General features: G+C 60.2%; 15 protein-coding genes. 10 read left to right on the plus strand and 5 right to left on the minus strand.

What is annotated here, in order from left to right; genetic code table 11:
* The first annotated feature begins 115 nt into the window (after nt 1–115).
* On the plus strand, nt 116–781 hold the full coding sequence (locus tag M2103_RS09130; protein WP_277510098.1) for a hypothetical protein: 666 nt from the start codon (nt 116–118) through the stop codon (nt 779–781).
* Between the two features lie 41 nt (nt 782–822).
* A complete protein-coding gene (locus tag M2103_RS09135) occupies nt 823–1,737 on the plus strand; it encodes a hypothetical protein (RefSeq protein ID WP_277510099.1) in 915 nt (304 codons plus the stop codon).
* Nucleotides 1,738–1,804: 67 nt separating this feature from the next.
* On the opposite strand, the gene M2103_RS09140 is transcribed toward M2103_RS09135, so the two are convergent.
* Complete coding sequence (locus tag M2103_RS09140; RefSeq protein WP_277510100.1) at nt 1,805–3,604, minus strand: DUF262 domain-containing HNH endonuclease family protein; 1,800 nt, start codon at nt 3,602–3,604, stop codon at nt 1,805–1,807.
* 606 nt (nt 3,605–4,210) lie between these two features.
* Between M2103_RS09140 and M2103_RS09145 the strand changes: the two genes are divergently transcribed.
* From M2103_RS09145 to M2103_RS09170, 6 genes are all read left to right on the plus strand, one after another.
* Nucleotides 4,211–5,092, plus strand: a complete 882-nt coding sequence (locus M2103_RS09145) for an alpha/beta hydrolase (RefSeq protein WP_277510101.1) — start codon at nt 4,211–4,213, stop codon at nt 5,090–5,092.
* 265 nt (nt 5,093–5,357) lie between these two features.
* Complete coding sequence (locus M2103_RS09150; RefSeq protein ID WP_277510103.1) at nt 5,358–6,101, plus strand: lysophospholipid acyltransferase family protein; 744 nt, start codon at nt 5,358–5,360, stop codon at nt 6,099–6,101.
* Nucleotides 6,098–6,889: a glycosyltransferase family 2 protein gene (locus M2103_RS09155; RefSeq protein ID WP_277510105.1), complete on the plus strand. Its 792-nt coding sequence runs from the start codon at nt 6,098–6,100 to the stop codon at nt 6,887–6,889. Before M2103_RS09150 ends, M2103_RS09155 begins: the two co-directional genes overlap by 4 nt.
* The gene (locus M2103_RS09160; RefSeq protein WP_277510107.1) at nt 6,886–7,563 is read left to right on the plus strand and encodes a LolA-related protein; all 678 of its coding nucleotides are present in this window, start codon (nt 6,886–6,888) and stop codon (nt 7,561–7,563) included. The genes M2103_RS09155 and M2103_RS09160 overlap by 4 nt, the downstream gene beginning before the upstream one ends.
* A complete protein-coding gene (locus M2103_RS09165; protein ID WP_277510109.1) occupies nt 7,560–9,968 on the plus strand; it encodes an MMPL family transporter in 2,409 nt (802 codons plus the stop codon). Before M2103_RS09160 ends, M2103_RS09165 begins: the two co-directional genes overlap by 4 nt.
* A gap of 9 nt (nt 9,969–9,977) precedes the next feature.
* Entirely contained in the window at nt 9,978–11,408 is a 1,431-nt protein-coding gene (locus M2103_RS09170; RefSeq protein ID WP_277510111.1) for a lipid biosynthesis B12-binding/radical SAM protein, read from the plus strand.
* 189 nt (nt 11,409–11,597) lie between these two features.
* On the opposite strand, the gene tnpA is transcribed toward M2103_RS09170, so the two are convergent.
* The 3 genes from tnpA to M2103_RS09185 all read right to left on the minus strand — a co-directional run bounded on the left by tnpA (nt 11,598) and on the right by M2103_RS09185 (nt 16,167).
* Entirely contained in the window at nt 11,598–12,050 is a 453-nt protein-coding gene (tnpA, locus tag M2103_RS09175; protein ID WP_277510113.1) for an IS200/IS605 family transposase, read from the minus strand.
* A gap of 216 nt (nt 12,051–12,266) precedes the next feature.
* Complete coding sequence (locus tag M2103_RS09180) at nt 12,267–14,285, minus strand: FAD-dependent oxidoreductase (protein WP_277510117.1); 2,019 nt, start codon at nt 14,283–14,285, stop codon at nt 12,267–12,269.
* A 187-nt stretch (nt 14,286–14,472) separates the two neighbouring features.
* Complete coding sequence (locus M2103_RS09185) at nt 14,473–16,167, minus strand: putative manganese-dependent inorganic diphosphatase (RefSeq protein WP_277510120.1); 1,695 nt, start codon at nt 16,165–16,167, stop codon at nt 14,473–14,475.
* A gap of 287 nt (nt 16,168–16,454) precedes the next feature.
* Between M2103_RS09185 and fabF the strand changes: the two genes are divergently transcribed.
* The gene (fabF, locus tag M2103_RS09190; protein WP_277510124.1) at nt 16,455–17,711 is read left to right on the plus strand and encodes a beta-ketoacyl-ACP synthase II; all 1,257 of its coding nucleotides are present in this window, start codon (nt 16,455–16,457) and stop codon (nt 17,709–17,711) included.
* Nucleotides 17,712–17,950: 239 nt separating this feature from the next.
* Here fabF and M2103_RS09195 read toward each other — a convergent pair whose 3' ends face one another.
* Entirely contained in the window at nt 17,951–19,531 is a 1,581-nt protein-coding gene (locus tag M2103_RS09195; RefSeq protein ID WP_277510126.1) for a sigma 54-interacting transcriptional regulator, read from the minus strand.
* A gap of 333 nt (nt 19,532–19,864) precedes the next feature.
* Here M2103_RS09195 and M2103_RS09200 point away from each other — a divergent pair, with 333 nt between their 5' ends.
* Complete coding sequence (locus M2103_RS09200; RefSeq protein ID WP_277510128.1) at nt 19,865–21,946, plus strand: VIT and VWA domain-containing protein; 2,082 nt, start codon at nt 19,865–19,867, stop codon at nt 21,944–21,946.
* Nucleotides 21,947–22,156 lie beyond the last annotated feature (210 nt).

A 22,156-nucleotide genomic window follows, 5' to 3' on the forward strand; every position in this document is an offset into this window, starting at 1 on the left:
TTCAACTTAAACTCATTTCACCGACGCGCCTCTGTTCGAAGTCCGTTTTTTCACCATTCACCATTCTTCATCTCCTAACTCCTGTATTCTGACTTCTGACTCCTTTCTCTCCTCCATGCTCGAACGCCACATCATCACACTTCGCACCGACGACGCCGGTCATGAGGACGCTGCCGCCACGCGCGAGCGCCTCAAGGCTGGATTCCCGCCGGGCGCCGTCCGGCGCATGACGCAACTCGGCATGTTGATGAGCACCATCCTCAACGACCTCGCGCCCGCGCCCGACGACGCCATCGTCTACGCCAGCCAGTATGCCGAGGGCCGCACGCTCGAAACCTACCTGGAAAGTTTCCCCACGGCCAGCCCCACCGGCTTCCAGACATCGATTCATCCCGGCGCCGTGCAGCAGGGCATGATTCGCCGCGCGCAACCCGCCGGTGATTTTTTTCCTATGGCCGGCCGCGATTATCTTGTCGGTCAATCCTTGCTCACCGCGTTGCTCGCGCCCGCCGCCCGCGTCGTTCTTTGCGGGGGAGAGGAGCGCGGCACCTGGCTTGCCACCATTGACGGCGCGAGCGAACGCGCCTTTGCCTACGGAATGATACTCGCGCAACCCGCCGCGGACGGCGACGCGCGGCCGCTTGGCCGCATCGCCCTCGAGCCGGGCGACGAGGCCGTTTCGCCATTGCTGTCCGGCGAGTGGTTCGACTTGGTGCACGCGCGCAAAAATTTCTCCGGCGTGCTCTCGCCCGGCTGGCGCGCCACGATTGAGTGGCAATAATCGCCGCGGAAAACATGCCCGCGCATCGCTTGGTCGCATCGATGTCAACGCCCTCCGCCACACGCCGTCGCAATCCCGGCCCCAGTTGGGGTTACGGTTTTTTGCGCGCGGTTGATTTTCTTCTGCCCGAATTCGTTTACAAGCCCATCCGCGGCATCGGCACGCTCATCGCGATGGCGTTCATGCCCGCGCAACGCCGCCACTCGCGCGAATACCTCGCGCTCGCGCTCAACCGTCGCCCGACGACGCGCGATGTGTTCCGCCATTTTTTCGCCTTCGAGGAATCGCTCATGACCAAGCTGCGCGTCCTCAACGGGCGTCCGCACAAAACCGTTTACGCGCCCGGCGCGGATGACGCGCGGCAGTGGATGGAAAACGGCGGCCCCGCATTTCTCGGCACTTTTCATGTGGGGGATTCCGACCTTCAGGGTTTCCTTATCGGCGACGAACTCCACGCGCGCGTTCACAACAAAGTCCACATCGTGCGCGAACGCGTCGGCAATTCGCACGACACCGAAAAGCTCGCCGAAAAATTCGGTGGACGCATCGAGTTTATCTGGGTCAACGACCCGCGGGAAATGATCTACGCGATGAAGGACGCCGCGCTCACCGACAACGCCATCGCGCTCCAATGCGACCGCTGCGAGCACAGCGCGCGCACCGCCGAGTTCGATTTTCTCGGCGCCAGGCGCCGCTTCCCGATTACGATCTACATCCTCGCGGCGATTTTTAGGCGTCCCGTCATCCTCACCTTTGGCGTCCCCCAAGCACCCGGCCTCGCCGCCCTGCATTCCCCGCCGCGCTTCGACCCGATTCCCGGCGAGCCGCGAGCCGCCACGCTCGCCCGCGGCCAGAAACACTTTCAGGATTTCCTCCGCCAGCTCGAAAACATCCTGCGCGAAAAACCGTATATCTGGTTCAATTTTCTCCCGTGGAATTCGAAACCCTCCGAGTGAATGGCGGGCCGCGATGGGCACACGCAAAAAAAGTGAATATCTGAGATTTAACCTTTCCTGTGAGATATTAAGGGATAGGCCAAATTTTCACCGCTAATTCTGAAAAATGGCGTGATCTTTTCTCCACATCGATAAATCTAAAATCAGAATAATCGTCGGGAAGTGCATTCGTAATTTTTATTGATGAGCGTCGGTAAGCCGTTTTCTTACGTTCGTAGGGATTGTTGGAGACAATCATATTCAATTCACCCGAGAATAATGTCATATTTCCAATTCGTGAAACATATTTCTCATGTTCCATTAAGGCTGATTCACCTAGGTATTCAACCCAATCGCCAAACTCATCCTTTGACTTTTTTGTTCTGATTTTCTGAGGGATAATATGTTCGACATGAACTATGTCAGGGCCACCTACTAAAAGTTCCAAGTGATCTCCTTGTAGTAGGGTCTCAAATTGAGTAAGACAATAACGCGCTCTTTCAATGAGATTAGAAGTAAAATCGAAAGCAAAAAACTTATCTAAGAATTCAGCATCGGGCGGGCATAGTTTTCTGTATTCTTCGATCACCGATTTCTGTGGACTTTTCCCGTCCACTCCGCACAGCCGTGCGAATGCAGACTCGTTCTCATTGGCTCGCCGCTTACATATATGGCGTCGCATAAGGAAGGATTCAGTTAATTTAAGAACTTCGATAAAGTTTTTGTCAGAACAGTTGCTGACACGAAGTGACATTAAAAACCCGTATGTTTGTGTTGCCTTAATTCCTTTCAGATTACGTAAATGTCTATCTATCTTTGCATTTCCTGTTTTTGCATAAATAACATCTGAGTAATGTTTTGCATGTTTCGTCAAATTCTCCATGAATTCAGAGAATGAAACCTGACTGGAGTTATCATTGGGTTGGTCATTTAAAATGTCTTCGGCGGAAATGGATGTAGCATCACTATCATCATCACTTTCATTGTCTTCAACATCAAGATAGAGGCGTTGTTCGTTTTTTGGTAAAGTTCTCGCCTCGCTCACTTGTTTCATAAATAGTCTTTTGAAATAGATTATAACATATGAAGCGGTGATTCGACTTTTTAACTGAGCACATAGGTAATGTCGAAAAAATGTTTCTATATTGACACCATCAAGGTTCTTCAATAGTTCTGCCCACTTATTGCGGGCTAAGTTTAAATCTCCATAGCCAAAACGGGCAGCATTCCCTAATATAAAATTCTTTATTATATCAGTAGCACTCAACTTTAACCCTCTATTATTGATTGTTTCAAATAGTTTAAATGCATCTTTTGCATTATTTACTTCAAGCCTGATAATCAATGCCTGATTAACTAATCGGTATAAAAACTTTTCTAGTTCATTTATTGCTTTATTTTCCATCCAGTCCCTGCATATCTTAAAAGCGTTTTCTAGGCTTTGATTTTTTTGATATACTGCACTCTTTCCCTCAACTAGTTGGTCGAACCCCTCGGCATCTAAAGAGCCTAGTCTAATTTTACGAACAGGCGACTCTCCAAATGCCTTGGCTTGCAGCAATGATTCGATTTCTTGAGCCATGCGTGTCTTATCCTCTTTGATTAATCTTTCTTTTATGCATGATAATATTATACAAACGGTAGTAATTCGTTGCTGACCATCGACCACCTCCAACTCATTGAGTCCAGCGGTATGTGGACTAGTTAAGCACACGATACTTCCCAAAAGGTGTGTATCGTTATTCTCTAACTGATCAATATCTGCGATTAGTTCATTGAGCTGTTTTTCATGCCACGAATAACGTCGTTGATATGCGGGAACAGCATACAATTCGTTAGTCGAACTGAGTAATTGGGTAATAGTTAAAGATGCTGGAGTAATTTTCATACGTTCCTAGTATTGAGATCATCAAAATGATTACAATGAAAAAGTATGAAATCGAATACCCGACATTGCTTTGACATTCTTTACGGTAGAACTATCAATGGCCTCATCGATTCAGTGTTTTTTTAGAAAATCAGGAACGCGCTAGGATTCTTGATGCTGCTGTCGACGGTGGCCAGTCGCGCTTTGTGTGCGGCAGCACGTTGGCAAAGATAAGAACTCGTCGTTTTTACGCTGGTTGATGCCTATGCGACAAGACCGGGTAGCGGGCATTTGGCGATGTGCCCTCTTTTTTTAATCATTTGGCAAGCTCGGATTGCGCGTCGGCAAGTGTGTATCGGTGCACTCGCATCGAAATGCGCATGAAGCCGAGTTCGCCGTGTGAGAAGGATAGAGACGTTCGTAATCTTCTCCACGTATGGAAGGATGCATGTTTCGGTGCGTGTAGTGCTACCACGAGACAAGGGCGTTTACGCCGAGAATACATTGCATGGGTAGTCGGCGAGCGCGTCTTGGGTTTCTTCCTCCGTTAGCTGCACTGCGAGTGGGGTGAGCGGTGGGCGTAATATTGTTGTGTTCATTTATAATATCGGCCGTGATTTGCGTGTCATGAACATACGCACAATTGCAGTTGCCCTTGCCCTGATTCTGCTAAGTGGCGCCATTCACGCCGCGTCCCCCGTCGTTGTCACTCACGAGAAGGATATTGTTTATGCGCGCAAGTTCGGCCTCGCGCTCACGATCGACGTCATGCAGCCGGCCAGGCCAAACGGGCGCGGCATTCTCGCGTTGATTAGCGGCGGCTGGAAGTCGTCCAACGCGCCGGTGAATCCCTCAAACTACGCCGAATTTCTCGATCATGGATACACGGTGTTTGCCGTGCGCCATGGCTCGCAACCCAAGTTTGTCATTTCCGAGATCGCGCAGGATATTCATCGCGCCGTGCGATTTGTGCGGCACAACGCGGCGCGCTGGAATGTGCGCCCGGATCGCTTGGGAATCACCGGCAGCAGCGCGGGCGGGCACCTTTCGCTTACCATCGGCACGAAGGGCGGCCCCGGCGATCCCAAGGCCAAGGATCCCGTGGATCGCGAGTCCAGCGCCGTGCAGGCCGTGGCGTGTTTTTACCCGCCGACCGATTTTCTCAATTACGGGAAGGAGGGTTTCGACGGCGCGGGCACGGGGACCCTTAAAAACTACATGAAGGCGTTCGGCCCGAAGGCGGAAACGCCCGAGGGGCGCCGGGAGCTTGGCCGCGAGCTTTCGCCGATTTATTATATAACCGAAAAAATGCCGCCGACCTTCATCGTGCATGGCGACGCCGACAAACTCGTCCCCTTGCAGCAATCCGAAATCTTTATACAACGCGCCGCCAAGCTCGGCGCGGTAGCCCGGCTCCACATAAAACCCGGGGCGGCCCACGGCTGGAAAAACAAGGGGCCCGAGCGCGCTTTGATGGCCGACTGGTTCGACAAGCACCTGGCCGATTGATTTTTCACGCGGTTGAGCAACCTGAATTTTAATCCCGGGGAAAGCCGCGCGCAACGAAGCCAAACAAACAACGCGGGCGCCGCGCCTCATCCCGGGTTGTCGGCGTTGCGCGCATTGGCGGGAGCTTGTTCTCCCCCGTCTTTTCCCGGCTGTAAAAAACGCCGCCCCGGCCTTGGACATTGGATGTTGAGATTTTTTCTGGATTTGGGATTTTGAAATTCAAATTTTCCCGCGCACCGGCTCCCGCCGCTGTCGTGAACCACAGATGATTCGCACGCTCAAACATATCTACTACGCCGTCGCCTACTATATTTCGTGGGGGCTTTTCATGGGCGTGGGTTTTTTGATCAGCGTGCTCAGCCTGCCGCTTTATCCGTGGCGCAAGCGCGGGGGGCTTCATAAAAAAATGCGCGCCGTCCAGCGCGTGCTGTTTCGCGTCTGGATGCGCTGGTTCCGGGCGTGCGGCGTGGTGCGCATAACGTGGAAAAACTTCGACGGGCCGCTCGCGCCGGGCACGGTTTACATTTCCACGCATCCGTGCCTCATCGACGCGCCGCTCCTGCTCGGCCGCCTGCCCGACACCATTTGCGTCGTCAAACCCGCCATCATGCGCAACCCCGCGCTGGGCGCGGCCGCGATTGTCGCGGGTTACGTGACCGGCTCCAACGATGTGGACATGGTGCGCGCCGTCGCCGAAAAAGTCCAGGCGGGCGCGTCGCTGCTCATCTTCCCCGAGGGCACGCGCACCGAGCCCGGCGCCACGCTCAATCCCTTCAAGCCCGGCTTCGCGCTCATCGCCAATCGCGCCGCCGCGCCGGTGCGGCTTGTCATCGTGCGGGCGTCGGCCGGCTTCGTCACGCGCGGGCGTCCCTGGTGGAAAATCCCCGACGTGGTGCCGGCGACAATGGAGCTCTCGCTCGACCGCGAGTGGCCGCACGATCCGCAAAAATCCGCCGCCGCGCTCTCCGCGGAAATCGAGTCATACGTCCGGGGGAAAATGTCCGCATGAGCGCGCCCGTTTCCAAGACGCACCTCGTGCTCATCCCGAGCTACAACACCGGCGCCCAGCTCCTGCTCGAAACCGTGCGCAACGTGCTCGCGCATTGGGCGCCCGTGTGGGTGGTCATCGACGGCAGCACCGACGGCAGCGGCGAGGCGCTTCAATCTTTCGCCGCCGGGCAACCTGACGGAACCCTCCGCGTCATCGTGCGCGAAAAAAATTCCGGCAAGGGCGCGAGCGTTTTTCACGCCGCGAAAATCGCGCTTGCGGAAGGTTTCACGCACGCGCTCGTGATGGACGCCGACGGGCAGCATCCCGTCGGGCGCATCCGCGATTTCATGGCGGCGTCGCAGGCCGAGCCCGCCGCGCTCGTGCTCGGCAAGCCCGTCTTCGGCCCCGAGGCGCCGCTCGTCCGGCTCAAGGGCCGCAAGCTCAGCATCGGCCTCGTGCATTTCGAGTGCCTCGGCGGCGGCATCGACGATCCGCTTTTCGGCTTCCGCGTGTATCCGCTCGCGCCGCTCGTTGACGTGATGCGCCGCACGTGGTTTGCGCGGCGCTATGATTTTGACCCCGAGCTCGCCGTGCGCCTTTTCTGGGCCGGCGTCCCCCCGGTCAACCTTCCCGCCGCGTGCAAATATCTCTCGCGCACCGAGGGCGGCGTTTCCCATTTTCACTACCTGCGCGACAACCTCCGCATGATCTGGCTGCACACGCGCCTCATCACCGAGCTCCTCCTTCACAAATGGCCCGCCGCCCGCCGCGCCCAAAAAAAACGCAAACAACAATCTTCCGCATGAAATCCACTTCGCGCCTCGTCGCGCTTCTCCTTCTATCACTTTTCACCCTTCACCCTTCACTCTTCCTCTCCGCCGCCCCGCCGGCTGAGCGAGGCACCGTCATCGAACGCGGTTCCGGCGCCGACGAGTGGCAATGGCTTTTCTCCGCGCTTGCCGCGAAGGGCGCGACATTCTCGACCTTCACCGAAAACCGCTACTTCACCGCGCGCAAGGAGCCGATCACCCTGCAAGGCGAAATGCGCCTCGCGCCCGAGCGCGGCCTCAGCCTCCGCTACACCGCGCCCGGGGAAACGCTCACGATCATCGACTCGGAGGGCCTGCTGCTTCGCGACGCCAAGGGTCGCACTCGCCAAATCAAGGCCGGCACGCGCGACGCCGGACTCGTCACCGCGCTCCTGCCCGTCATGCGTTTCGACAGCGGGCAACTCTTCAAGCAGTTCACCGTTTACGCCGCGCGCGACGGCGGCGACTGGCGTTTCGACTTTGTTCCGCTCAACGAAAAACTCGCCTCCGCGCTCGGCGCAATCGTCGTCACCGGCATCGGCACCGAGATAAAAAAAATCACCTTCAACACCTCGCCCAAACTCCGCGTCGAAGTGCTTGTCGGCGAAAGCAAGGCGGGCGTCGCGTTCACCGCCGACGAACTGCAACGCTATTTCCGCGCCGATAAATGAGCCTTCTGCGCAAAACGCCCGCCCGCCTCCTTTTGCTCGCCGGCCTGCTCGCCGGCGCCGCGTGGCTTGCGTCGCTCGACTTCGGCGAAAGATTCACCTCGGACATTCTGGAACTCATTCCGCCCACCGAGCGCTCGCCCGAGCTCGCCGTCGTCCGCTCCCTCGCCAACGAAAAGCAGGCCCGCGTCGCGCTCTTCGCGTTGAACGCCCCCAGCGACGACGAAACGCGTGACCGCGCGGCCCGCGCCTTCACCGCCGCGCTTCTCGCGAGCGACGCGTTTGCCGAGGCCGAAATCCTTTCCGACAGCACCTCGCGCAACGACCTCGCCAAACAAATTTTCACCCAACGCCTCGACCTCCTGCTTCCCGGCTGGCTCGCGAAAAACGAAATTGCATTCCCGGGAGCGCGGGCGTCCCGCCCGCAGGACAACCCTTCAAACGGCGGGCGGGACGCCCGCGCTCCCGGGGACAATGCCTTCGCCGAGTGGCTTGCCGAAAAAACCGCCGCCGACCTCGAACACTTCATGGCCAAGCCCGAGGCGCTCGCCTTCGCCGAGCTCATTCCCGCCGACCCGCTCCTCCTTCTTCCCGACCTCGTCGAAAAAGTCCAGACGCTCGACACCGCCGCCGACGCGCCCGCCGACACCGCGCTCATCTGGACGCTCACCCGCGAAAACCCGCTCCACGAAGCCGGACAAAAACCCGTGTTCGACGCCGTCGATGCCGCCCTCGCCGCCGCGCATGCCGTCGCGCCCGGCGCCACGATTCGCTGGGCGGCGATCAGCCGCTTCGCCGCCGAAAGCAAACGCGGCATCATGCAAGAGCTGTTTGTCGGCACGCCGCTCACCCTGTTTGTCGTCCTCGGAATCGCCATCCTTTGCCTGCCGCGCATTCTCGGCGCGCTCAACCTCGCGCCGGTTGTTTTCGGCGCGCTGCTCGGCGCGTGCGTCGCGGTCACGCTGTGCTTCGAGCATGTGCATTTCCTTGTCTTCGTGCTCGGGCTGATGCTCGCGGGCGTCTCGATCGACTACGGATTCTACCTCTACCTGCAGCCGCAAAAAACCCCCGGCGAACCCTACGCCGCAAAAGTCCGCCGCCTGATGAAGCCGCTTCTCGGAAGCGCGCTGACCACCGTGCTCGGATTTTCGCTGCTCCTTTTTTCCGACCTCGCGCTCATCCGGCAGCTTGGCGTTTTTGTGAGCGCGGGGCTGCTCTGCGCGCTCGTCACCGCGGTGCTCTGGTTTGCGCAAATCAAAAACCCCAACATGCAAGCGCGCGCGTTCGCCAGCGCGCAACTCGCGCACACCCCGCGCACGCGCCGCGCCGCCATCGCGCTGCTTTGCGCCGGCGCGCTCGTGGCGCTGCTCGGCCCGTGGCGTTTGCACTGGCACGACAGCACGAGGGAACTCCAGCCGCGCCTGCCGCGGCTCGCCGACGAGGCCGCCGGCGTGCGCCAACTCTTCGGCGACTCGGCGGCGCGCACCGTTTATCTCACGCGCGGCGAGACAATCGCCGACGCGCGCGCCTCGCTCGAAAAATTCACCGCGTGGCACGGCGCGCAGTTTCCCGACGCCGCCGCGGCCTCGCTCGGCTACGCGCTTCCGCTACGCGCCGATTATGACGCGATGGCCGCGCGCCTCGAAACGCTGCGCGGGTTTCCCGATGCGCTGCGCGCCTCGCTCGAACGGCACGGTTTTGACGCGGCGGAGTTCGCGCCGTTTTTTGAGGCGTGGGAGAAATTCTCGTCGTTCGAACGCGAGGGCGCGCGCAAGGCGCGCCCCTACGACGACGTCATTGCCAATCTCTCCTCGTCGCTTCACGGGCAAACCGCGCTCCTCATGGCCGACACGCCCGGCGCGAGTTTTTTGCTCACCGTGGCCGACCATCCCGCGCCCGCCGACGATCCGCCCGCCGCGCTCGCCACCACGAGCCTCAACCAGCTCGAGTCGCTCAACAAACTCTTCGCGCGCTACCGGCTTTCCGCGCTGCGCCTCAGCGTCATCGGTCTCGTGCTCGTGGGCCTGAGCATGTGGGCGATTTACGGCGTGAGGCGCGGCACGCTCATTTTTACCACGCCGGTTTTTTCGTGCTTCTTCACCTTCGGCGTGCTCGGGCTGTGCGGCGTGACGCTGAACCTCTTTCATTTGCTGGGCGCGTTTCTCGGCGTCTGCCTCAGCCACAACTACGCCATTTTCACCGCCGAAAACGACGCGCGCAAGGAGCGCCCGCCGCCCTCGATCCGCCTTTCCGCGTTCAGCACCGCGGGCTCGTTCGGCGTGCTCGCGTGCAGCGGCATCCCCGTCGTGTCCGCGCTCGGCGTCACCGTCGCGCTCATCGTGCTCTCCGCGCTCGCGATCGTTGAGTTGAAGCGCGCCGCAAAATCCGAACAACCACAGCAAACGTAATCGAACTTTATGGAAACAAACCGTCCGCAGGGCGACGCGCAGCCGCGCGTGTTGCTCGTCAACCTCAACACCTACGACCAGCCGTATCCCGTTTATCCGCTCGGGCTCGCCTACATCGACGGCGCGCTGCGCAAGGCGGGCTACGAGACGCGCCTTTGGGATTCGCGCACCAGCAGCGAGCCCGTCGATCAGTGCGCAGCGAAGATGAAACCCGACTATGTCGCGCTTTCGCTTCGCAACATCGACAACGCGCAAAGCCACAATCCGCTTTCCTTCGTGCGCAACCTCTCCGATTGCTGCTCGGTGTTGCGCAAGGTCACCACCGCGCCGCTCATCGTCGGAGGCAGCGCGTTTTCGCTTTTCCCGACCGAGCTCCTCGAGCTCACCGGCGCGGATTACGGCGTGCGCGGCGAGGGCGAGGCGCCGCTTGTCGAACTCCTTTCCGCGCTTCGCGACGGCCGCGCGCCCTCCAAAATCCCCGGAGTCGCGTGGAATGAATCCCCGCGCGACTCCCGTTGCAATGAATGCGCCGCCATGCAGGCCGGTTTCACCGCCGAGCCCGCGCACGATCCCGGCATCATCAGCGCCTATGTTTCCACCGGCTCGATCATCGGCGTGCAAACGCAGCGCGGCTGTCCGCTCAAGTGCTGCTACTGCGCCTATCCGCACATCGAGGGTCGCCGCAGCCGCTTCCGCACCGGCGCGCAAGTGGTCGAGGAGATGGCGCGCCTGCGCGCGCTTGGCGTGCGTTACACCTTTATCGTCGATTCCGTTTTCAACACCAGCGAGAGGCACATTGTCGATGTGTGCGAAGCCTTGATCGCCGCCAAGCTCGACATGGAGTGGGAATGTTTCCTGAGCCCGCGCGGACTCACGCGCGAACACCTGAAACTCATGAAACGCGCCGGCTTGAAGGACGTCGAGTTCGGCTCTGACAGCTTCAGCGACCCCGTGCTCGCGGCCTATGGAAAATCGTTCACTTTCGACGACATCCGGAGGGTGAGTGATGACGCGCAGGCCCTCGACATCAATTACAGCCATTATCTGATTTTCGGGGGGCCGGGGGAAACGCCCGGGAGCATTGAGGAAACCCTTGCCCGGGCCGCGGAAATGCCGCGCGCCTTCTTTTTCGCGACGCTGGGCATGCGCATTTATCCCGGCACGCGTCTTTGGGAAAAGCACGGTCCGCCCGCCACGGGCGAAACGCGCGAGGCTTTTCTCGCCACGCCGCGTTTTCACATTGAGCCGCCGCTTACCGTGCAAGGCATGTATGAGCGCTTGCGCGCCTTTCGCGAAACCGCGCCCAACTGGGTCGTGGGCGACCCGCCGCCGGCATTCGTTGCTACGATGAAAAAGCTTCGCGACCGAGGCCTCAGCGGCCCGCTCTGGGAATACATCGAATTGCTCCAGCGCTACCAGGCACACGAGACACAAGGGTAACGTGGCGTTTGGCAGGGCGAACCCTCAGGGTGAACCGTAACTCGTAAGATGCGCTTTTCGTGGGCGTGAATTGTTTGTTCATTTGTCGCACGCCAAAGGCGCGCCATTCGTTAGCCCGGGGTCGAAGCTTGCGAGACCCCGGATCTTCGAAATAGAATACACGCGCCCTGTCAGGGCGCCACATGCGCCTCAATCCCACACGTAACGTTCATCGTAAACGATGTCATGTTTTACCAGAAGAGAGCGGTATTCATCCTGAAATGTCATTTTTCGGTGATGTTCGCGTTGGTTGGCGATGTATGATTTTACACTGGAAATATTGGACGCGCTTATCGAGAAAACCCCGTAGCCGGATTGCCAATGAAACTGGTTGTGACGCGAGCTTTGCAGGCGCAGCCAATTTGTGGAATTGGTTTTCAACTCACGTGTCACATCGGCGATGGCGCGCGTGCGCGACAAACCAAAAAGCAAGTGAACGTGGTCGAGAACACCGCCGGTTTGAATGGGGACGCAATCAAGGCCTTTAAGAATTCCAACAAGATAGGCATGAAGCGCGGGTTGGATACCGTCGTCGATAAAGGGCTCCCGATTCTTTGTGCTGAACACGAGATGAACAGCAAGGTGGGCAAGGGATTGGGGCATGATGATATGGTGTTGTGGCGCCCTGACAGGGCGCATTGTTTTTTTATCGTTTACCCGGGGTCTCGCAAGCTCGACCCCGGGCTGACGAATGGCACGCCTTTGGCGTGCGGGAAACATAAAGCAAGCCAGCGCTTATGAGGGTGAGTCGTAGCATTATCGGCTCACCCGGCGGGGTTTGCCCTGCCTTAAAATGCGACAGGGCAAATCAAGCCCGCGCTAACTTTCCACGCGCACTTCCTTGATGATTGCGTGCCCGGCGCCGTTGGTGGCGGCGATGTCGATGCGCACGGCTTTTGCAGTCACCGAATCGAAGGCGTGGACGCGGAGGTTTTGGTAATTGTTGCTCACCTCGGCGAGCGCGCGCTCGGAGCCGTCGGGAAGAATCGCGGTGATCGTGTAGTCGCGGACCAGTTCCGGCTGCACGCCCACGACCATGGTCTTGATCACGGATTGCTGGCCGGTTTGCGTGAGGCGTCTTTTGCCGCCGTCGAAGGCGAGGCGCACTTGGGAGATTCGCACGGGCGCGTCCCATTCCAGCTTGAGCCACGGTTTGGCGTCGGCGGTTGCGAGCCAGCGATTGTTGTTTGTTTTCGGACTGTCGAGCAGGGTTCCCGAGACCACGTTTTCGGGTTTCGATTCGAGCGCCGATTCCGAGGCGGTGACTTTCGCCTTCGGCGCGAGGTCGCGCGGGTCCTCGTTTTTGATGTCGAGGATGGTTTGGTTGTCGCGCAGGAGTTCCTGCTGAAGGCGTTTCACCATGGTTTTGTCGGCGCGCAGGCGAGCGGGCGAGATGTTCGCATCGAGGCACATCGCGGCGGCGGTGCCCACGGCCTGGCCGATGGCGGCGCAGGTGGACATGACGCGCGTGGACGAGAAGGCCACGTGCGACGCGCTGATGTTGCGGCCCGCCATCATGAGGTTCGTGATTTTTTTCGAGTAGAGGCAGCCGAAGGGAATGTTGTAGTAGGGTTGTTTGCCGTGGATTTGACGGCAGCCGCGGCGGTCCGACGCCCAGAAGCCCTCGGCGGGATGGTCGTCCATGGGCCAGCCGCCGACGGCGATGGCGTCGTCGAATTGTTTCCAGCCGCCCTCGATGTCGAGCTGCGTCATCACGTGGTCGCCGACGAGACGGTAGGTGTCGCGGCGGCCGGGAACCATGCCGATGGTTTCGAGCACGCGGTTTGCGGCGTTGGGGAACTTGCCGCTGTTTTTCACGTAATCCCAAATGCCCATCACGATTGAGAGGAGTTCGAAGCGCAGTTGTTCATTGTCGCGGATGGCATCGTAAACGCCGCCGAGTTCGATCCACCAATAGCCGTATTCGAGGCTCTTGTCGGAGATGCGGCGGAGCTTGAGGTGCTCGGCGGTGATTTTTTTTGCCCATGTCGGCGGCTGGAACGGCATGGGTTTGTCGTATGCGCGCGATGTGATCATGAGCGTGGAGCCCTGGCGCGTGCCCTCGGGGTCGTAGCCCGAAAGCGATTCGCCAAATGTCTCCTTGGTCTCGCGGCCCGAGAACACCGGCGCGCCGGCTTCCCGTCCGAGCCGGCAGTCGCCCGTGGCATCGACGAAGAGCGCGGCCTCGATCCGGCAGGCGTTGAGCGTGGTGTCGCTGCGCGTCCAGGCGTGGGTGATTTTGTCGCCGCGCGTTTCCACGCGATAAACCGATGTGTCGAGAAGCAACTGGATGTTCGGCTCCGACACGACCTTGTCGTAGAGAATGAAGTCCCACACCTCCCAAGAGAGGCCGGGGTTTTTGCAGGCGTTTTCGAGTTTGAGCTCCTCGATGATGCCGCCCTCGCGCCAGCCGGTTTTGCGCGGATCGACGCCGAGCGGGTGCATTTTGATTTCGGATGAAGCGTTGCCGCCGAGTCGCGAGCGGTCCTGCACGAGAATGACTTTTTTGCCGCGCCGCGCCGCGGCCAGCGCGGTTGCGATTCCGGAAAGCCCGCCGCCGGCGACAAGCACGTCGCACTTGAGATCGAGCTGGCGCATCAACGGCTCGTCCGCGAGCGCCTTGTAGGATGCGTGGGCGCCGCCCTTGACGAGCGGCGGGAGTTTCGCGCTTTTGCCGCCGGACGCGGGTGTTGGCGCGGGCGCGCCGCCGCTTGCGGATGCCGCCGCGAGGGTTGCCGCGCAGAGTGTTTGCGGCGCGGTCACGGCAATCGTGCAGCCGATCGCGGAAACGGCCGATTGGGTTAGAAATTTTCTTCTGCTGATTTGGTTGGGTTTCATGAGGGGAAAGGGGAGGGTGTGAAGAGGGAATGTATTGGGGCGGTGAGTTGAGCGCGGCAAACAATTACTGGGCGGCGGATGAAAAAAGCCGCGGTTTTTATTGTTCCCCACGGGGGCTTGCAGACTCGACGCCAGGCGGTCGAATGGCAAGCTCGCCAGTCCCGCCGCCGGTTCCGGGCGGCGGTTTCTATTTCTCTGCCTGCATTTCGCGGAGGATCGACGTGATGTAGGGAAGGAGTTGTTTTTTGCGGCTGACGATTTCAGCGAGCTCGAAGATTTCGTTTTTCTCAAGGTGCGGGTAGGAAATGCGGCTGATGAGATCCTTGTCGCCGCGGACGAGCAGCAGCGAGTTTTGCGAGTTGATGTCGGTCACAAGCAGGCAGGCAAAGTCGAGGCGCTCGGTTTTGATCAATTCGCCGAGCGCGAGGGAAAGCTCCTTGGCGTGCTTCCAGAAGTTGGCGAAGCCGAGCTCCTCGACTTGCGAGACGGCAAAGTGGCTTCCGTTTTCCTCGTAGATTTTCAGGTCGGCGCGGATCACCGATTCGGGGGTGTTGGCGAGGATGACGGAGCCGGAGCTGAAAATCTCATCGGCAAGCGCGCGCGAATCCACGCCCGCGATTTCGGAAAGCCAGGCGAGCAGCTCGGTGTCCTTGGGCGTGGTGGTGGGGCTGTTGAGATGGAGTGTGTCGGTGATGATGCCGCTCATCATGAGCCCGGCGATGTCGGGCGCGGGGCGGAGGTTGTCGCGGCGGAAGAGGTCGGCGATGATTGTGCAGGTGGAGCCGACGGGTTCGTTTATGAAGAGGATGGGTTGTTGCGTGTTGAGCGGGCCGAGCCGGTGGTGGTCGATGATCTCGGTGATGGTGACTTCGTGCGCGCCGGGGACCGCCTGGTTCATTTCGTTGTGGTCAACGAGCACGAGGCGCGTTTGCACGGGTTTGATGACGTCGGATTTGGAGATGATTCCCTGAAGGCGTCCGTCCTCGCCCGTGACGAGATAGGCGGGGATGTTCGAGGAGGCCACGCGGCGGCGCAGTTCGCCGAGGGGCAGTTCGGCGGAGATCGAGGCGAATTTGCGGTCGAGGAGCGGTTCGATGGTGCCGGCGGTGCGCACGACCCACGCGGTGGTTGCGGAATCGTAGGGGCTGCTGATGACGCTGACGCCGGCGGCCCTGGCTTGCTCGACCACCTCGGTGTCGATGGGGAGGTTGCCCGTCACGATGAGCGCGCGGACTCCGAACTGGATGGAGCGTTGTTGAATGTCCCAGCGGTCGCCGACGATGATGATTGTTTTGTTGATGGGGATGCTGCCGCTTTCGGTTTGCTTGCCGAAGGAGCGTATGTCCATGGCGCCGATGCGCACGTAGAGGTCCTCCATGCGGTCGGGGTCGTGCAGGTGGAGGATGTTGGCGTTGAGGGCGCGGGTGACGTGGGCGAGGGTGGTTTCGACCTTGCGCATGTCGCGCGGCGCGCGCAGGCGCGGGGTGAAGTAGCCGCCGAGTTGGAAAATGGAGATTGTGCCGAGCACGCGCTGGTCGCCGGTGGTGACGGGGAGCACGCGCACGTCATGTTCGTCGATCAGCTCGAGGGCCTCGGCGCAGGTGGCGGTTTCGGGAAGCGAAATGACGTCGCGCACCATGACGTCGTGCACGCGCGGGGTGACGTCGCTCAGGTAGAGGGGCAGGGGTGTGCCGAACTTGCGCAGGACGGTGTCGATGCGGGCGTTGGAATTGCCGCAGCGGGCGGGGATGTAGCCGTGTTCGCCGCGCGCCTTTTTGTAGGCGGCGTAGGCGATGGCGGAGCAAATGGCGTCGGTGTCGGGGTTGCGATGGCCGATGACGTAGGTTGCCGCGGGGGCGGAGTTGTCGGAAGACGGAGGCATTGAGCGGGTGTGTGATTGGAAGATTTGTCCCTGACTGTGCGGACAATGTGCGGGCCGATTGGCCGAAAATCAATAATTCTGGCGCGCCGTGGCGGCAATCGGGATTTTTTTACCGCGATCATGACGGTCTTGGTAGACCAAGGGCGCGGGGTTTTTTGAAAACTGAGACGGCCGCGTTCAAAATTTTACGCAAAAAACGCAAAAATAATGTGCCGAACAAACGGAAATCGAGGCTTCGCATACCCGCGTTTTTCTATCTAATCGGCGGCTTTCCATAATTCCAACCTATGCAACAAGCTCCCCTCTCAGCTCATCAACGGGTCGTAGTCACCGGTCTCGGCGCAATTACGTCGATCGGCCATGACGTGGATACGTTCTGGAATAACTTGCTCGCGGGCAAATGCGGCATCGACCGCATCACGCAGTTCGACGCGACGAATTACACCACGCAAATCGCGTCTGAAGTGCGCGATTGGAATATTGAGGACCACTGGGATCCCAAGGAGGCGCGCCGCAACGACCGCTACACGCATTTCGGCATTGTTGCCGCGAAACAGGCGTTTGCCGACGCCAAGCTCGACATGTCAAAGGAGGACCCCGACCGTGTCGGCGTGCTCATAGGCTCGGGCATCGGCGGCATGGCCACGCACGAGACGCAAATGGAGCGCCTCCTCAAACTGGGCCCGCGCAAGGTCTCCCCCTTTACGATTCCCTCGCTTATCAGCAACATGTGCAGCGGATTGTTCGCCATCGAAATCGGCGCGCGCGGCCCGAACTTTGGCATCGTTTCGGCCTGCGCCACGGGCACGCACAGCCTCGGCGAGGCCATGCACATGATTCGCCGCGGCGACGCGGAAGTCATGATCGCCGGCGGCGCCGAAGCCACGATCACACCCTTCTCGTGCGCGGCCTTCTGCTCTATGAAGGCCATGAGCACGCGCAACGACGACCCGTTGCACGCCAGCCGTCCCTTCGACGCCGGACGCGACGGCTTCGTGATGGGCGAGGGCGCGGGCGTGCTCGTCCTCGAATCGCTCGCCCACGCGCAGGCTCGCGGCGCGCACATTTATTGCGAACTCGTGGGCTATGCGGCCACATGCGACGCGCATCACATCACCATGCCCGATCCCGAGGGCAAGGGGCTTTCGATGGCCATGAAGCGCGCGCTCGCCTGCGCCGACATCGGACTCGACCAAGTCGATTACATCAACGCGCACGGCACCTCCACGCCCTACAACGACAAATTTGAGACGCTCGCCATCAAGAAAGTCTTCGGCGACCATGCGCGCAAACTCGCGATTAGCTCGACCAAGTCGATGACCGGGCACCTCCTCGGCGCCGCCGGCGGCATCGAGGCGGTGGTTGTGGTCAAGACGATCCAGACCGGCCAGATCGCGCCCACGATCAACCTCACCACGCCCGACCCCGAGTGCGACCTCGACTACGTGCCGAACGCCAAGCGCGCCGCCACCGTGAAGGTCGCCATGAGCAACAACCTCGGTTTCGGCGGCCAAAACGCCTCCGCGGTTTTCAAGGCGCTGTAAGGGCGGGATTATAATATTCAAACAATTCGCCCCCGGATGTGTTGATTCGGGGGCGATTTTTTTGCCCAAACCTTGGGCCGTTTCCCCGGGAAAAGGTTCGATTCTGTAACTGCCTTGGATAGGGCGGGCGCGCCGGGCGCGCCGAGAAATACGAGAGGCGACCGTCCTACTCAGGACGTCCTCGTTTTATTAACTGGTCCAACTCGCGCGACGCATAGCGCGTGCTGTGTCGCGCAAACTCACAGCCGCGCTTTCACCGTGCGGCGATCCTGGTCGAGGCGGCGGGCGGTTTCCTCGATGTTGCGGCCCGATTGCGCGTGGACTTGGCGCGTGTAGCGGCGCAGTAGGTCCTCGGCGGTGAGGCTGCCGTTTGCGAGCAGCGCGTTCCAGTCGCCGGTGTCGCCGCCGGACGCGTGCAGCGACGCGGGATGATATTCGCCGCGCACGAGGAGGTTTCGCATGCACTGTTCGAGTTCGCGGAAATTGCCGGGCCACGCGTAGGCGGCGCCGAGGTGCTTGCGTATCCACGCGACCGACTCGCGCGCGAAGGCGGGCGCCTCGCCGTCGCCGAGCAACTGGCGCGCGATGTGCGCGGCGAGTGTTTCGAGCTCGGCGGGCGCGTCGTCGAGTTGCTCGCGCAGGGATGGCGTGCGCACGACGTCGGAGCAGAGGCGGTAATAAAAATCCTCGCGAAAACGTCCGCCTCGGATTTCGGCGGGGAGGTCGCGATGCGTGGCGGCGATGATTTTTCCCTGAAAGGTGCGCGTGCCGGTGTCGCCGAGGCGCTGGAAGGCGCGCGACTGGAGCGTGCGCAGGAGTTTTACCTGGATGGCGGTGTCAACATCGCCGATTTCGTCGAGAAACACGGCTCCGTTTGCGGGGCAGATTTCGAGCCAGCCGGCGCGGTCGGCGAGCGCTCCGGTGAACGCGCCGCGACGGTGGCCGAAGAGTTCGGACTCGATGAGGGTGGGGGAGAGCGCGGAGAGGTTGAGCGGGAAAAACGCGCCCGTGTAGTCGTCGGCAAATTCGCCGCGTCGCGCGTCGAAGGGGATGTAGCGCGAGAGGCCGATGGCGCGCGCGACGAGCTCCTTGCCGGTGCCGGAGGGGCCGGTGATGAGCGTGGCGTAATCGTGCATGCGCGAGTAGAGCGCGCGGCGGTAGCGCCCGATGTCGCGCGTGAATATGGACTCCCAGATTTGCGCGCGCAGGCGCACCATCGGCCTCGAGCCGCCCGCGAGCGCGCGGTGGATGTGGTGAAAGGCGCGGCGCAATTGAAACGCATACGCGAACAGGTGCGGCGCGGGTTCCTCGTCGAGAATCGCGATGCCGGGCAGGCGGAGCAGGCGTTCGAGCGTGTTGCGAAACGCGCCGTAGAAATTGGGGCGGATGGTCAGCTTGCTGTCCGGCGCGGTTTCGGCGCGGGAGGTTTCCTGCTTGCTTGCGGCGGCGCGGCGGCGTTCCTCGGATTCCTGGATGAGCGCGTCAAACTGGAGCGCGTAGGCGTGGTAGAGCCAGAAGCTCGCGACGTCGATGTAGGCGACCATTTCCTCGCGCGTGATGCCGCGCCCGTCCTTCGGCCAGCGGGCGCGGATTTTTTCGGCGAGCGTCTCGGAGCGCTTGAGGAGCGCGACGATGTTCGGATGCGTCAGCGCGTTGTCGTCGGATATGTGCTCGTTCCAGGCGGCGCCCGATTCGGTGAACGCGGACCCCAGGGCCTCGCGCTCCAATTGCACGCGCTCCGGCAGAAAATGATTCGACGCGCTGATGCGCCCCACGGCTTGGGCGAAGCGCAATTCATCGGGGGAGAACAAGCGTTTCATGGGTGTCTGTGTGTGGATGTGTGTGGATTTCAGATTGCGTGGCGTTATTTTGGAGTGCGGTGGCAGAGGGAGCGTTAGCGACCGGCGACACCGCTTTCGAATGGCGGAAAATTTTGCGACATTTCCAAAGCGGTGTCGGCGCTTCGCTCTGCCACCGCACTCCAAAGTGAAAAATGAGACAATCGCATATGGCAAAAAATGTCAATCAATCATCATAAAATGTCTATTTGATAAAATGACGCTTTTATTCATGTATTTATAATCACTTGTAGTGTAGTAAATTAATAAATTATCAAAAAACTTGGCACGCCATTGGCTAAACGGGGAGGCGTCATGAAAACCACGATCAAAAACCTCTCACTTGCGCGGCCCCTTCGCTGGGCCACGTTCTTAATGGCCATGTTTTCGATGCTCCTGTCGCTGGCCGTCCTCACGGGGACGTTGCGGGCGGCGGGCACGCTGACGCCGCTCGGTTCCGCCGACGCGCCGATTCAGATCCGCGAACATCAGGTCAACGTCACCATCAACAACGGCTTCGCGCAGACCGAGGTGTTGCAGACGTTCTTCAATCCCAACGGCGCCGACCTCGAGGCGATCTACGCGTTTCCCGTTCCGAAGAGCGCGAGCCTTTCCGAGGTCACCATCCAAACCGGCGAGAAGACATTGCACGGCGAGGTGCTCCGCAAGGCCGACGCCGAAAAAATCTACGGCGAGGAAAAGGCCAAGGGCAACGATGCCGGGCTCGCCTCGAAAAACGGCTACCAGAATTACGAGTTTCGCGTGAGCCCCGTGCGCGCCAACGCCGAGGTTCACTTGCGCTTCGTGTATTACCAGTCGCTCGAAATCGACACGGGCGTGGGCCGCTATCTGTATCCGCTCGAGGAGGGCGGCACCGACGACATCGCGAGCTCGTTCTGGCAGCCGGCAAACGCGCAGGTCGAGGGACGCCTCTCGATCAACGTCGAGCTGAAATCCGCCTGGCCCGTCGAGGACTTGCGCTCCCCGGGCAACGAAGCCGCGGCGAATATCCAAAAACTGGATACAGGCCATTGGAAGCTCACGCTCGAGCGCGACCGCGCGCAACTCGCGCAGGACTTCGTGCTCTACTACCGGCTCGCCGCCGACCTTCCCGGACGCGTCGAGGTGATTCCCTACCGCGCGTCGCCGGACAAGCCGGGCACGTTCATGGCCGTCGTCACGCCGGGCCTGGACCTGCAGCCGATCAGCTCGTCGGATTATATTTTTGTGCTCGATATCTCGGGATCCATGCAGGGGAAAATCGCCACGCTCGCCAACGGCATCGCAAAAGTGCTCGGCCAGATGAATCCCGGCGACCGCTTCCGCATCATCACCTTCAACCAAGGCTCGAGCGAAGTGTTTCCGCTGACGGCGGCCACGCCCGAAAATGTGGCGCGGGCAATCAAGGTCGTGCAATCGCTCCACGCAAACGGCAGCACAAACATTTACTCCGGCCTCAAGCTCGCGCTCGACAGCCTCGACGCGGATCGGGCGACGAGCGTCATACTCGTCACCGACGGCGTGACCAACGAGGGCATTGTTGACCCGAAGAAATTTTACGCGCTGCTCAAGAAAAACGACGTGCGCTTTTTCGGGTTCCTCATGGGCAGCAGCGCGAACTGGCCGCTCATGCGCGTGATGGGCGAGGCGACCGGCGGCTTCTACGCGGGCGTGTCGAACGCCGACGACATTGTGGGGCAAATCCTGCTCGCAAAATCCAAGGTCACCCACGAGTCGCTGCACCACGCCACGTTCAAGTTCAGCGGCGGCGCAACCTCGGGACTCACGGGCGATCTGCCCCAAAAAATCTACCGCGGGCAGCAACTCGTTATCTTTGGCCGCTACAACAAGGCCGGCCCCGCCACGCTCACGCTCAACGCCAAGCTCACCGGCGAGGACAAAACCTACGCGACCAAATTCAACTTCCCCGAGGTTGACACCGACAATCCCGAACTCGAACGCCTCTGGGCGCTCGCGCAAATCGAGCAGATTGAGTTGCTCGAAAACATAGGCCAGATGCCGCCGTCCGAGTCGAAGGACGCCATCGCCGACCTCGGCGTGATGTATCAACTCGTCACCGACCACACCTCGATGGTCGTGCTCGACGACGCCACGCACGCCGCGCGCGGGATCGAGCGTAACAATCAAAAACGCATCGCCCTCGAGCGCGCCGCGCAAAGCGTCCGCGCGCAGCAGTCCGCGAAAAATTACCAGGTGGACGCGCAACAACCCACTTACTCCGCGCCCGCCCCGCATGTCAGTCGCTCGCGTGGTTTCGGCGGCGGCGGTGGCGGTGCGCTGGAGTTCCGCGACGTGGCGCTGATGGCGCTGTTCGCCGGCGTTGTCGCGGCCCTCGCCGGCATGAGGCGCCGGACGATGAAGCGGCAAAAAGAATAAACGGATGTCGCGCCGAACCGTGGGGGCGCACCTTGCGTGCGCCCTCGTGTGCGAAAAACTATTTGCGAACGCAACCGCAGAGCCTGCGCGAACGAGGGCGCACGCAAGGTGCGCCCCCACACCTGCAAATTATTGTTCGTTCACCAATATCATGAAACCACATATTATAATTTTTCGATTTATTATATTAATCGCATTATTGGGATTACG

Origin of the sequence: Ereboglobus sp. PH5-5, from assembly GCF_029504805.1 — a bacterium.
In the GTDB taxonomy this organism is placed as follows: domain Bacteria; phylum Verrucomicrobiota; class Verrucomicrobiia; order Opitutales; family Opitutaceae; genus Ereboglobus.